The 13,073-nt window shown below is 72.7% G+C and carries 12 protein-coding genes; 2 read left to right on the top strand and 10 right to left on the bottom strand.

What is annotated here, in order from left to right; all coding sequences use genetic code 11:
• Window positions 1-160 precede the first annotated feature (160 nt).
• The 5 genes from ACFYST_RS00720 to ACFYST_RS00740 form a co-directional block, all read right to left on the bottom strand.
• Window positions 161-1,432: an MFS transporter gene (locus tag ACFYST_RS00720; RefSeq protein WP_387858902.1), complete on the bottom strand. Its 1,272-nt coding sequence runs from the start codon at window positions 1,430-1,432 to the stop codon at window positions 161-163.
• Between the two features lie 15 nt (window positions 1,433-1,447).
• A complete protein-coding gene (locus ACFYST_RS00725; RefSeq protein ID WP_387636313.1) occupies window positions 1,448-2,251 on the bottom strand; it encodes a class I SAM-dependent DNA methyltransferase in 804 nt (267 codons plus the stop codon).
• Between the two features lie 50 nt (window positions 2,252-2,301).
• The gene (locus tag ACFYST_RS00730) at window positions 2,302-3,465 is read right to left on the bottom strand and encodes a radical SAM protein (RefSeq protein ID WP_387858904.1); all 1,164 of its coding nucleotides are present in this window, start codon (window positions 3,463-3,465) and stop codon (window positions 2,302-2,304) included.
• Window positions 3,466-3,616: 151 nt separating this feature from the next.
• Window positions 3,617-3,955 (bottom strand): hypothetical protein, encoded by a 339-nt coding sequence (locus ACFYST_RS00735; RefSeq protein ID WP_387636309.1) that lies wholly within the window; start codon window positions 3,953-3,955, stop codon window positions 3,617-3,619.
• 85 nt (window positions 3,956-4,040) lie between these two features.
• Window positions 4,041-4,196: a hypothetical protein gene (locus ACFYST_RS00740; protein WP_387858906.1), complete on the bottom strand. Its 156-nt coding sequence runs from the start codon at window positions 4,194-4,196 to the stop codon at window positions 4,041-4,043.
• Between the two features lie 238 nt (window positions 4,197-4,434).
• On the opposite strand from ACFYST_RS00740, the gene ACFYST_RS00745 reads away from it, so the two are divergent.
• Entirely contained in the window at window positions 4,435-5,499 is a 1,065-nt protein-coding gene (locus tag ACFYST_RS00745) for an NAD(+)/NADH kinase (RefSeq protein ID WP_387636303.1), read from the top strand.
• A gap of 14 nt (window positions 5,500-5,513) precedes the next feature.
• Here ACFYST_RS00745 and ACFYST_RS00750 read toward each other — a convergent pair whose 3' ends face one another.
• The 5 genes from ACFYST_RS00750 to ACFYST_RS00770 form a co-directional block, all read right to left on the bottom strand.
• Entirely contained in the window at window positions 5,514-6,338 is an 825-nt protein-coding gene (locus ACFYST_RS00750; protein WP_387858907.1) for a carbohydrate ABC transporter permease, read from the bottom strand.
• On the bottom strand, window positions 6,335-7,261 hold the full coding sequence (locus ACFYST_RS00755; RefSeq protein ID WP_387858909.1) for a carbohydrate ABC transporter permease: 927 nt from the start codon (window positions 7,259-7,261) through the stop codon (window positions 6,335-6,337). The genes ACFYST_RS00750 and ACFYST_RS00755 overlap by 4 nt, the downstream gene beginning before the upstream one ends.
• Complete coding sequence (locus ACFYST_RS00760; protein WP_387858910.1) at window positions 7,251-8,414, bottom strand: extracellular solute-binding protein; 1,164 nt, start codon at window positions 8,412-8,414, stop codon at window positions 7,251-7,253. The genes ACFYST_RS00755 and ACFYST_RS00760 overlap by 11 nt, the downstream gene beginning before the upstream one ends.
• Before the next feature lie 271 nt (window positions 8,415-8,685).
• Window positions 8,686-9,369, bottom strand: coding sequence for a pyridoxamine 5'-phosphate oxidase family protein (locus tag ACFYST_RS00765; protein ID WP_387858911.1), 684 nt, complete (start codon window positions 9,367-9,369; stop codon window positions 8,686-8,688).
• 20 nt (window positions 9,370-9,389) lie between these two features.
• Window positions 9,390-10,433: a zinc-dependent alcohol dehydrogenase family protein gene (locus ACFYST_RS00770; protein ID WP_387858913.1), complete on the bottom strand. Its 1,044-nt coding sequence runs from the start codon at window positions 10,431-10,433 to the stop codon at window positions 9,390-9,392.
• A gap of 141 nt (window positions 10,434-10,574) precedes the next feature.
• On the opposite strand from ACFYST_RS00770, the gene ACFYST_RS00775 reads away from it, so the two are divergent.
• Window positions 10,575-13,013: a glycoside hydrolase family 65 protein gene (locus tag ACFYST_RS00775; protein WP_387858915.1), complete on the top strand. Its 2,439-nt coding sequence runs from the start codon at window positions 10,575-10,577 to the stop codon at window positions 13,011-13,013.
• The last annotated feature ends 60 nt before the right edge of the window (window positions 13,014-13,073 follow it).

The following is a 13,073-nucleotide window of genomic DNA, read 5'->3' on the forward strand; positions in this document are numbered from 1 at the left end:
CAGCTCCTGGGTTGCCCCGGACGACGCCGTCGCCGAGCGCGCCCCGCGCGTGGCCGTCACCGCTTCGCTGGGCGGACAGGGAACGGACCGGGTGCTCGCCACAGGGGCCACCAATGTCACCGATCCCGACGAACTCCACTGGCGTCAGCTCTGACGGAGCTCACTTCTGTGCGGCCGGGGCGGCCGCCGCGGGTTCCTGGACGGTGGCCGGGTCGGGCGTCGGCGTGGGGGCGGTGTTGACGGCGGCGCGCAGGCGTGGGCTGGTGGCGAGGGCGGCCAGGGGGAGCAGCAGGGGCGCGACCAGGACGATCGAGGCGGTCGGGCCGCCCGCGCCGGTGATCAGGAAACCGGTGATGCCGGGCCCGGCCCAGGCGATGCTGCCGGCCAGCAGGATGACCGCCGCCGAGATCCGGCCCTGGAGGTGGGTCGGGGAGTCCAGGCTGACCTGGAGGAAGACCAGCGAGCCGATCAGCGGCAGGAAGAAGACGATCACGCCCACCGCCGCGACGGTGAGCAGCATCGAGCCGAGCGCCACCAGCGGCGTGACCACCAGCCACACCGCCATCACGCCCAGCAGCACGGTGGCCGGCCGGAACCGGCGCAGGACCCACCCGGTGCAGATGCCGCCGACGATCCCGCCGCACCCGGCGGCGGTCAGCACCCAGCCGGCCGAGACCGGGTGGCGTCCCACGTCCGAGGCGCCGATCGCGGCCAGCAGTTCGATGGCGCGGCCCAGCAGGTTGATGTAGGCGACGACGCCCACCAGGAACAGCAGCGGACGCCGTCGGGCCACCCAGCCGAAACCCCGGGTGAGCTCGCCGGCCGTGTGGCGCACCGGACCCGCGCCGTTCCGGTCGGACGGCGGGCGCGGCAGGTGCTCGTACACCACCTGGGAGAGCAGGGCCAGGGAGAGCAGGTAGGAGACGGCGTCCACCAGGAAGGCGATCGGCGCGCCGAGGGTGAGCAGCAGCCCGCCCAGTGGCGGGCCGACGGCGATGGCGATGTTGGTGCGGACGATGGTTCGGGTGATCGCCTCCCGCCGCCGCTCGACCGGGACGGACTGCCGCAGGACGCCCGACTCGGCCGACGAGAACAGCGTCGAGACCACGGCCGTCGCCGCCGCGGCGGCCACCGCGACGACCGTGGTCAGATGGCCCATCGCCAGGGTGAGCACGAGCAGCAGCGCGATCACGGCCCGGCCGGCGTCGCAGAGCAGCATCAGCGACTTGCGGTTGACCGTGTCGGCGATCAGACCGCTGGGCAGTTTGGCGACCAGCTGGGCGACACCCACAGCCGTGGCCACCAGGGCCGCGTCCACCGCCGACCGGGTGGAGGCCAGCACCGCCAGCGGCAGGGCGAGCGAGGTCATCTCGCTCGCCATGTCGGACATCGCCTGGCTGACCCAGATGAGCGTGTAACTCCTGCTGATCACGGCCCGGTCCCGGTGTCAGCCGGCGGTGCGGCGGACGGCGACGTACAGGCCCTTGGTGTGGCTGTCCTCGTCCACCGAGTCGGCCATGCTGCCGTCGCGGTTCAGGCCGTGCGCGGCGACCAGGTCCAGGCCGGCCGCGTCCAGGAGACGGGTGAACTCCTCGACGGAGTGGTGCCGTTGGAGGTGGTCGATGCTCTCCCGGGACCACACCCCGGGGGCCTCGGCGGACCGCCGGAAGGCGGTCATGTTCAGCCGGAACCGCTCCGGGTCGCCGTTCTCGGGCAGGAAGCGGCCGCGCAGGGTCACGTGCAGGCCCTCCGACTCGAAGACGTGCGGCTCGTGCATCAGCCGGTAGCCGTGCCGGGTGTTGGCGTCGAAGACCAGCACACCGCCCGGGCTCATCACCTGGCCCAGGCTGACCAGGGCCTCGGCCAAGTGGGCGGGGTCGGCGAGGTAGTTGGCGATGTCGCTCATGCACAGCACCACGTCGTAGGGCCCGCCGTGCGCGAACGGCAGCCGGATGTCGTGCACGTGGAAGTCGATGCCGGTGTCCGCGTGGGTGGTCCGCGCGATCGCGATCATGGCGGGGCTGATGTCCGTCCCCGTCGGCCGGAAGCCGCGCTCCGCGAACGCCACGGTGCTGCGACCGGTGCCGCAGCCCGCGTCCAGCAGGCGGTCCCCGGGCGGGGTGGCGCGCTTGATCAGCTGCTCCAGCAGGTCGCCGAAGAGGGTGTAGTTGTCCTCGCGGGTCAGCGCGTCGTAGAACGGGGCGGTGGCGTCGTAGGCGACGGCCGCGTGGTCGGTGGGGACGGTGCTCATGAGCGACTCCTGTTCGGGGTGGGTGCGGTGGGGCGTGCCGGCCGGTGTCCTCACCCGGCCGCGAGCGCCTCGGTGCGGCGCTTGTGGGTGCGCAGCAGTTCCAGCAGGCCCACCGAGAGGGTGTCGTCGAACGCCCGGGAGGCCGCCTCGGTCGCCGACTGCTGGGCGAACTCGCCGCAGCTGACCCAGCGTTCCTGCGGGTAGGAGGTGTAGCCGCCGTCGATGTCCCCGACCTCGTACCCGGGCTTGCCGATCGTCTCCCAGCAGCTGTACAGCGTCCCGTCCGCGTTGACGACCGCGCCGGAGGTGCCGTCCCGCTCGCCGCAGAAGCCGCACTCGCCGCCGCCGGGCCAGTTCACCGTGAACCCGGCCTCCAGGGCGGCGGTGTAGGCGGCCAGGATGGTCTCCACCTCGCCGCCGGAGCGGTCCAGCACGTCGCCGAACATGCCCTCGTAGTTGAGCACCGGGGCGATGTCCAGGGTGCAGCGCGACGGGTCCACCCGTTCGGCCAGCGACCGGACCAGGCCCTCCAGGTGGGGCAGGCCCTCGGCGGTGGTGTTGAGCCGCAGGCCGAACCGCAGGGCGGTGGCGCCCTGGACGGCCGCGAGGTTGTCGAGGATCGACTCGTAGGTGCCGCGACCGGACCGGGTCGCGCGCAGCGAGTCGTGCAGCTCCTTCGGGCCGTCCAGGGTGATCTGCACCGAGCGCAGCCCGACCTGCTCCAGCTTCTCGGCCCGGCGGGGCGTCAGCAGCACCCCGTTGCTGACCATCGAGGCGGCGACCGGCCCCAACGCGGCCAGGCGGACCAGGAGTTCACGGCACGCCCACGGGTTGAGCAGCGGCTCGCCGCCGAACAGCAGGACGAACAGCCGCCGGGCGCCCGCGCGTTCCATCCGGGGCCGGGTGAACTCGACGATCCGGTCGATGGTGGGGCCGTCGAGCACCTGCCTGTCGATCCGCGGCGGGTCGAAGCGCCCCGGCTGGGCGGCGTCGGTGTTCTGGAAGCAGTACGGGCAGCCGAGGTTGCAGGCCGTTGAGGTGACCACCGTCAGGCTGTAGTCGCTCTTCGGCGCGCGCCGCGCGAGGTCCGCCTGCTCCAGCTCCCGCGCGCCCTCCTCGGTCAGCACACCGTCCCGGTAGTAGCGGTGGGGCAGCAGCAGCGTCCCGCCGGGGCCCAGGTGCCAGACGCCGGACCTGCCTTCGATGATTCTCACGGTTGGCCTGCGCTTCCTGTGACGGGGGCTTCCTGCGGCGAGTGCTTCCTGCGGCGAGTGCTTCCTGCGACGAGTCGGACGGGGCATCCGAGCGGGAACGGGGCGCGTGGCCGGAACCCGGGCGCGGCTCCACGGATCCGGCCACGCGGTACTAGCCCTCGAGGTCCGTGTCGTAGACGCCGCAGATCACCTTGGCGCCCTCGTGCATCTCGGCGGTGTGGGCGAGGACGTCCTCGGAGTTGGAGGGGTATTCCTTGTCGTAGATGCCGCAGACGACCTCGGCGCCCTCGTGCATCTCGGCGGTGTGGGCGAGGACGTCCTCGGAGTTGGAGGGGTATTCCTTGTCGTAGACGCCGCAGACGACCTCGGGGGCCTCGAGCTTCTCGGCGGTGTGGGCGAGGACGTCGTCGGCGTTGCCGAGGGGCGACGCCTTGTCGTAGATGCCGCAGACGACCTCGGGGGTCTCGAACTTCTCGGACTTCTCGGACATGAGTCTCTCCAGGGGGTGGAAGCGGATGTTCCGGGTGTCGTTCGCCAGTGCCCGGGCAGCCTTGGAGCGACTGCCGGACGGGCCGTCAGGCCGGGTCTTCGGTGCGCTCGCCGTCCGGCTCGGGGGCCGGTTTGGGCAGGTCGATGCCGTGGGCCACGACCTCGTCGTCCGAGACGCCGAGGGGCTCCATGTAGAGCTTGCAGCCCATCAGGTCGGACCCGATTTCGAACTTCTCGATCATCTGGCGCCTCCCGCGTCGGCTGTGCGGCGGATTGCCGTACCAGCGCGGCACCAGCATTGGCGGGTCCGGTTCAAAAGCGGTCCGTCGTCGCTTAATTACCGGCTAATGCACAGGTCAAGGCCGCGTCGGCGGCATGTCGGCGGACCGATCGTGCGCGGGGATCCGAGGATTGGCCGGGTGGCAGTATGCGGCGCCCGCACTCCGGCGGGAGGGGCCGTCGAACGGGACGAGGTCCAGCATGGCCGTGCAGCACGTCGGGCTGGTTGTTCACCAGGGGCGGGCCGCCGCGCGGGAGGCGGCGGGGGTCGTGCGCGGGTGGTGCGCGGCGCGGGGGGTGCCGTGCACCGAGATCGACGTGTGGTCGCCGCACCAGCAGCGCCGCTCCGGGCGGGAGGAGGCCCGCGCGGCCGGGAACCCGGACCTGGTCGTCACCCTGGGCGGGGACGGGACCTTCCTGCGCGGCGCCCGGATCGCCGTGAAGACCGGCGCCACCGTGCTCGGGGTCGATCTGGGGAAGGTCGGCTTCCTCACCGAAGTGCCGGCCGACGACCTCGCCACCGCCCTCGACACCGTGCACGCCGGCCACGCCCCCGTCGAGGAGCGGATGACGCTGACCATGCGCGCCTCCCGGCCGCCGGAGGTCCCCGCCGAGCTGGAGCCGTTCCTCAGCCACGGACGCGGCCCCACCCTGCCGCCCCCGCAGGCACGGCCGGAGGGCATCGCCGGGGACGGCTGGGGCGTGCCGCTGGACGTCAACGCCCTGAACGACGTGGTGGTGGAGAAACTCGCCCGCGACCACCAGGTCGGCGCGGGCGTCTACATCTCCGGCAGGCTGCTGGCCGCCTACTCCGCCGACGCCCTGGTGGTCGCCACGCCCACCGGCTCCACCGCGTACAGCTTCTCCGCCGGCGGGCCCGTGCTCTCCCCGCACATGGATGCCGTCGTGTTCACCCCGATCGCCGCCCATATGACCTTCAGCCGTACCGTCGTCGCCGCCCCCGACGAACCGGTCGCGCTGCGCATCCTGCCGAACTCCGGCCGCGCCGCGGTCAGCGTCGACGGCCAGCTCCGGGGCGTGCTCGACCCCGGCGACTGGATCGGCGTCTACCGGGCCCCGCAGCGCGTACGGCTGGTCCGGCTCCACCCCACCGACTTCTACGGTCGGCTCCGCGACCGCTTCCGGCTCACCGACGCCCCCGCCACCTCCGCCGACGGGGCGGCCGCCCCGTTCTTCCGCCCCGACTCCTGCGTCCCCCCGGACCTGGCCGGCCTGCGCCTGACGCCGCCGGCCGCGGCCCGCTGAGACAGGCGTCGGGGTCAGCCCTTGACGGCACCGGCGGCGAGGCCGGAGGCGATTCTGCGCTGGACGGCGAGGAAGAAGACGACGACGGGGAGAGCGGTCAGGGTGGCGCCCGCCATCAGGCCGCCGTAGTCGGTGCCGAAGCTGGTCTGGAAGGAGACCAGCCAGATGCTGACGGTCTGTTTGGTCGGGGTGGAGAGCAGGACGTAGACCAGGACGTACTCGTTCCAGGCCTGGACGAGGGCGAACACCGAGGTGGCGACGATGCCGGGGGCGAGCAGGGGGAGGACCACCCGGCGGAACGCGCCGAGTCGGCTGCAGCCGTCGACCATGGCGGCCTCCTCGAGTTCCACCGGGACGCCGGCGATGAAGCCGCGCAGCATCCACACCGTGAACGGCAGCGTGAACACCAGGTAGGTGATGATCACACCGGCGATGCTGTCGGTCATTCCGACGTCGTTCAGCAGCAGGTACACCGGGATGATCAGGGCGGTGAGCGGGACCATCTGCACGACGAGGATCACCACCACGAACGCCCGCCGGCCCAGGAAGCGGAAGCGGGCCAGGGCGAACGCGGCGAGGGTGCCGACCACCAGGGAGACCAGGACGGTGCCGACGCCGATCACGACGCTGGAGCGCACGTTGGCCCAGAAGGTCTCGGTGTTCAGGGCCCGGGCGAAGTTGGCGAGCGTGGGGCGGCCCGGCCAGAAGTGCGGTGGCAGGCTGAGGATTTCGTTGGCCGGACGGAACGCGGTGAGGACCATCCAGTAGACGGGGAATCCGATCACCGCGGCCACGGCCAGTCCGAGCAGGTCGCGGCCGAGGGATCGCCGGTGCCTCATTCGATCTCTCCCGTTCTGAGCATCTGACGCAGGTGGACGACCGATCCGGCGAGCAGCAGGACGACCGTCACCAGCGCGATCGCGGCGCCGGTGCTGTACCGGTTGACGGCGAACGACTCGATGAAGGAGTAGATGCCGAGCAGGTAGTACTCCCGTTCGGGCTGGCCGCCGCGCATCAGCCAGATCTGGTTGAAGACGCCGAAGTCCCAGATGGCCATCAGCGTGGTGACCATCAGCAGGACCGGCCTGATCACCGGAAGGGTGACGTGCCGGAAGACCTGTGACGGCCGGGCGCCGTCGAGCACCGCGGACTCCTCCAGCTCCGCCGGGACCTGCGCCAGCGCCGCCCGCAGGGTGATCGCCGCGAACGGCAGCGCCCCCCACACCACGACCGCGACGATGACGGCGAAGCCCTCCCACGGGTCGGTGAACCAGTTGTGCTTGGCCAGGTCGACGCCGGGCAGCCGGGAGAGCGTCCAGTTCACCGCGCCGTAGTCGGCGTCGAACAGCCAGCGGAAGATCGACGCGGCGACCATGGCGGGCATCGCCCACACCGTGACCAGCACCCCGGCGATGACGGCCCGCACCCACGGCGAGACGCGGTGCATCAGCCGGGCGGTGAACAGTCCGCAGGCCACGGTGAGGGCGACGCACACGGCGGTGAACAGCACCGTGCGGAGCACCACCGTCCAGAAGAACCCGTCCCCGAGGATCCGCCGGAACTGCTCCAGCCCCGCCCAGGGCGGCGCCGCGCCGCTGAACAGCTGCTCGCGGGTCATGTCCTGGAAGGCGAGCACGACCATGTCCACGAGCGGGTAGCCGAGCACCAGGACGAGCGCGAGCACGGTGGGGCCGATCAGCAGGTACGGCAGCAGGGACGGGCGGCGCCGGGGCCTGCCAACGCCCTTTGATTCAGCGCTCATTGATCACTGCGTCGATCCGCTTGTCGGCGTCCCGGGTGGCGTCCTGCACCGAGGCCTTGCCGTTGGCGATCCGTTCGAGCATCTCGGGCAGGATGTTGGACTTCTCCACCGACGTCCAGCCGGGTGCGAACGGCGTCATCCAGCCCCCGGTGGCCGCTTCCTGCGCGGCCGGGCCGTTGATGCCGCCGGCGGCGACCTCGGCCAGCTGGGCGGTGTTGTTGGGCAGGGTGTTCGCGGCGATCAGTGCCTGCTGCGACTCCCGGTCGGTGAACATCCTGATCCAGTCGGCGGCCAGGTCCTTGCGCGCGGACTTGGCCGGCACGGCCAGGGTGGAGCCGCCGAGGAACGGCGGCAGGAGCTTTCCGGACGGGCCGGGGAAGGGGAAGGTGGCGAACTCGTCCTTCAGCTTCGGGTCCCCGCCCACGGTCGGGTCGGCGGCGCCGTCGGCCTCCCAGGTGTTGCCGTAGAACACGCCCACGTGCCCCTGCCCGACGACGCCCGGCTGATCGCCGTTGTCCTTGGAGCGGTCGCCGACGTAGTAGGTGTCGATCAGCCGCTTCCACTCGGTGAGCCCCGCGACGGAGGCCGGGGAGGACAGCGAGGACTTCCAGCGGCCCCCGTCCTTCACCGCGATCTCGCCGCCCGCGTCCTTCACGAACGCCATGGCCGCGTACCAGTAGCGGCCCGGCATGTAGAAGGCGGAGAAGTTGGGGTCGGCGGCGCCGAAGGTGTTCTTCAACTTGTCGAAGGCGGAGATCAGTTCGGGGTACGTCTTCGGCGCCCCGGGGACGCCGGCCCGAGTGAACAGGTCGGTGCGGTAGATGCCGACCCGGGCCCCGACGTAGTAGGGCACGCAGTAGGTCCTGCCGTCGTTGCGGCACGCGTCGGCCAGCGCCGGAAGCCAGGCGTCCGACTGGTCGAAGCGGGCCGGGTCGAGCGCGGAGAAGGCGCCGTTGACGATGTAGTTGGTGGTCTCGCTGTTGCCCATCTCCACCACGTCGGGCACGTTCTTCCCGGCGAGGACGGCATCCAGCTTCTGGTTCTTCGTCGTCCACTGCTGGTACTGGACCTCGACCTTGACCCCGGGGTGGGCCTTGGCGAACCGGTCATTGGTGGACTGGACCAGTTGTGGCCAGCTCTCCTGGGCGTCCACGGCCAGCCACACCGTGAGCTTGCCGCCCGACTCGGAACCTCCTCCCGAGCCGGAGCCGGAGCTGCACCCGGCCGCGGCCAGGGACAGGAGGAGTAATGCTAGGACGGCAGGGCGAATGAACGGGCGAGTGGTCATGGGGGTCTCCAACTGCACTGTGGGGGTCGTGTTCTGACTACCCCTCAGGCAGGCCGGAGCTTGCAAAGGTCTAGACATTTGGCCGGAAGACGACGGCCGGTGTCCCCCGGAGGTACGGCGCCCCGGGGCCGCCGGCTCAGTCTTCGTCCTCGGCGGGCATGCTGGTGATCCGGCGGCCGGTGACGGACACCGGACGGATGCGGATCCAGCTGGTGCGCGGCCCGCCCGCCCAGGGCTGGACGGCGAGGTCGCGCATCAGCCGCTGGAGCGTCGGCTTGTCGTCGATCCGCTCGGCGGTGCCGGTGACCAGCACGCTCCAGCCGTTGCTCCGGCGGTCGTCGATCCGGTCGACCTCGAAGGAGACGTCGGTGCCGGGCGGCGGGTCGGCGGCGCTGTGGTGGTGGGTGCGGTAGACGACGGTGTGCCGGTCGACGGCGTAGTTCACCGGGAGGATCGCCGGGCCGTGTTCGCCGGGCAGCCCGATCCGTCCGACACCCCGGGTGCCCACCCGGTCCCAGCACTCCTCCTCGGTGAGCCGCACCAGCACCGGCCGGGGAGCGGGCGGTGCCTGCCCGGGAGGCGGGTCGGCGCGGCCGGCGACCAGCTCGTGGTAGGTCACGCCGAGCGCGGCGGCGATCCGCAGGAAGCCGTTGGGGTCGAAGCCCGGACCGGCCGCGGTCAGCAGCTCCAGGTAGGAGCGCGACATGCCGGCCCGGTGGGCCAGCGCGTCCGGACTGAGGCCGATCTGTGCCTGCCGGTCGGCGATCCGGTGGGCGACCGCGGCGGCGGCCGACGGGCCGGTCCGGGGGTGCGGTTCCATGGATTTCCACCTCCTGGCGGTCAGGCCCGGAACAGGGCGACCTTGAGCGCCCCGGTCCCGGCGGCGTTGCCGAAGACGTCGTAGGCGTCCGGCATCTCGTCGAGCCCGAACCGGTGGGTGACCAGGCCGGTCACGTCGAGCCGCCCGGCGGCCAGCAGGTCGAGCAGCAGCGGTGTGCTGTCGGTGTCGACCAGGCCGGTGGTGATGGTGATGTCCTTGATCCACAGGTCTTCGAGGTGCAGCACGGCGGGACTGCCGTGCACGCCGATATTGGCGACGTGCCCGCCGGGCCGCACCAGCCGGGTGCAGAGCTCGAAGGTGTCGGGGATGCCGACCGCCTCGATCGCCACGTCGACACCGAGCCCGTCCGGGCTGAGCGCCCGCACCGCCTCCTCCGGGTCGCCGTTGCCGGGCAGCACCTCGTCGGCCCCGGCCCGCTCGGCGGCGGCCAGCCGGCCCGGCGCCAGGTCGACGGCGACGATCCGGCGCGGGCTGAACAGGCGGGCGGTGGCGATCGCGGCCAGGCCGATCGGCCCGGCACCGATCACCGCCACCGTGTCGCCGGGCCCCACCCGGCCGCTCAGCACCCCCACCTCGTACGCGGTGGGCAGGATGTCGGCGAACATCAGCGCGGTCTCGTTGTCGACGGTGTCCGGCAGCGGGTGCAGCGAGTTGTCGGCGAACGGGGTGCGCACGTACTCGGCCTGGGTCCCGTCGACCAGATGCCCCAGGATCCACCCGCCGCCGCCCGTGCACTGCCCGTACCTGCCCTGCCGGCAGTACCCGCAGCGCCCGCAGGCCGAGATGCAGGAGACCAGCACCCGGTCACCGACCGCGACGGTGCGGACCGCGCTGCCGGTCTCGACGACCGTGCCGACGGCCTCGTGGCCGAGCACCCGGCCCTCGGTGACCTCGGGCACGTCGCCCTTGAGGATGTGCAGGTCGGTGCCGCAGATGGTGACGGCGTCCACCCGGACGACCGCGTCCTCCGCGTCGCGGACCACCGGGTCGGGGACCTCGCCCCAGGTGCGCCGGCCGGGCCCGTGGTAGGTCAGTGCCTTCATCGCTCTCACGCCCTCCGCTGTCGCTTCCCCTACCAGCCTGGGCGGTTCCGGCCGCCCCCGCCACGGTTGCCGGGGCGGCACGGCCGCCGACCCCGTGCGCACACTGGAAACCGGGCGACGCACACGGACGGAGGTGGACGCGTGCAGTCCGACACCCCGCAGCGGCGGGCCGAGGCCCTGCACCGGCTGATGCCGGACGCGTGGACGCTGCGCCACCGCGGGTTCGCGCCACTGGACGAAGGGCTCCGCGAGGCGCTGTGCGCCGTCGGGAACGGCTACCTGGTCACCCGCGGGGCCGCGCCCGAGGCCGTCGCGGACGGCGTGCACTACCCCGGCACCTACCTGGCCGGCTGCTACGACCGCACCGCCTCCGAGGTCGGCGGGCGGGTGTTCACCCACGAGGACCTGGTCAACTGCCCGAACTGGCTGCCCGTGACCTTCCGCTGCGCGGACGGCGACTGGTTCACCGGCCCGCCCGCCGAGCAGGAACTCGAACTCGACCTGCGCCGCGGCGTCCTGACCCGCCGCGCCCTGTGCGTGGACGGCGCGGGGCGGCGCACCCGGCTGGTCCAGCGCCGGATCGCCAGCCAGGCCCGGCCGCACCTGGTGGCGCTGGAGACCGTCCTCACCGCCGAGAACTGGTCCGGCCGGCTGGAGGTCCGCTCCGCGCTCGACGGCACCGTCACCAACAGCGGCGTGCCACGCTACGCGGGACTCACCGGCCGGCACCTCACCCCGCTGCGCCAGGGCCTCGACCCGGACGGCACGCTGTGGCTGGAGGTGTCCACCGGCGCGGGCCGGCGCATCGCGCTCGCCGCCCGGCACCGCGTCCGGGTCGGCGGCCGGCCCGTCGAAGCCGCGTCCGTCGAAGCCGCGTCCGCTGGCCTGGCCGGCGAGGGCCTGGCCGCCACCACCTTCGCCGTGGAGGCGTTCGCCGGCACGGCCGTCACCGTCGACAAGGCCGTCGCCGTTCACACCTCGCACGACCCGGCCACCGGCGACCCGCTCGACGCCGCCCGCCAACTCGTTGCCGAAGCCGAGGACTTCGACCACCTGCTGACCGAACACGCCCTGCGCTGGGCGCAGTTGTGGCGGCGCTGCCGGATCGACGCGGACTTCCCGGGCCGCGGGCCGCTGCACCTCGACCTGTTCCACCTGCTGCAGACCTGGTCGGAGCACTCCGCCGACCTGGACGTCGGCGTACCGGCCCGCGGCCTGCACGGCGAGGCGTACCGCGGCCACGTCTTCTGGGACGAACTGTTCGTCCTGCGGGTCCTCGACCTGCGCTTCCCCGAACTCGCCCGCGCCGTCCTGCGCTACCGCCACCGCCGCCTCGACGCCGCCCGGCGCGCCGCCCGCGCGGAGGGCCGCCGCGGCGCCAGCTACCCCTGGCAGAGCGGCAGCGACGGGCGGGAACAGTCCGCCCAGGTGCACCTCAACCCGCTGTCCGGCCGCTGGCTGCCCGACCACAGCCACCTGCAACGGCACATCGGCTCCGCCGTCGCCTACAACATCTGGCAGCACTACCAGGCCACCGGCGACCTCGGCTTCCTCGCCGAGACCGGCGCCGAGACGCTGCTGGAGATCGCCCGCTACTGGGCGTCGGCCGCCGAGCACGTGCCGTCCCGCGGGCACTGGTCGATCCGCGGGGTGCTCGGCCCCGACGAGTACCACGACGCCTACCCCTGGGCGGACCGTCCCGGGCTCGACGACAACGCGTACACCAACGTCCTCGCCTCCTGGGTCCTCGCCCGCGCCCAGGACACCCTCGACCTGCTGCCCGACCGCCGCCGCGGCGAACTGACCGAGCGCCTCGCCCTGGACGCCGCCGAACTCCAGCACTGGCAGGACGTCGGCCGGCACCTGCACGTGCCCTTCCACGACGGAGTGATCAGCCAGTTCGACGGCTACGAACACCTCGCCGAACTCGACTGGGCGACCTACCGCCGCCGCTACCCCGACCTGCGCCGCCTCGACCGGATCCTGGAGGCCGAGGGCGACACCGTCAACCGCTACCGGGCCTCCAAACAGGCCGACGTGCTGATGCTCTGGTACCTGTTCTCCGCCCACGAGGTCCGCGACCTGCTGCGCCGCCTCGGCCACCCCGCCGAACACGAACTGATGCGCCGCACCGTCTCCCACTACCTGCACCGCACCGTCCACGGCTCCACCCTGAGCTCCGTCGTGCACGCCTGGGTACTGACCCGCTGCGACCGCCGCGCCTCCTGGAAGCACTTCCGCGACGCGCTCACCGCCGACCTGCGCGACAGCCAGCGCGGCACCACCCGCGAGGGCATCCACCTCGGCGCGATGGCCGGCGCCGCCGACCTGCTGCAACGCTGCTACACCGGCCTGGAACTGCGCGAGGACGCCCTGTGGCTCGACCCGAGGCTGCCCGCCGCGCTCAGCGGCCTCGCCCTCGACCTGCACTACCGCGGCCACTGGGGCGTGCGGATCACCGTCGACCGGCAGACCGCGACCGTCGCCCTCGGTACGGACCGGCCGGAACCCGTCACGGTGCGCTTCCGCGGCACGGCCGTCCCGGTGCGGCCCGGCGAGAGCCGCACCTTCACGCTCTGACCGGGCCCGATGCCCCACGGGCCAGGGCCGGTCGGCCCTCGCCCGTCCCACCGGGCACGC

The organism is Kitasatospora sp. NPDC004614 (genome assembly GCF_042873675.1).
Classification (GTDB): domain Bacteria; phylum Actinomycetota; class Actinomycetes; order Streptomycetales; family Streptomycetaceae; genus Kitasatospora.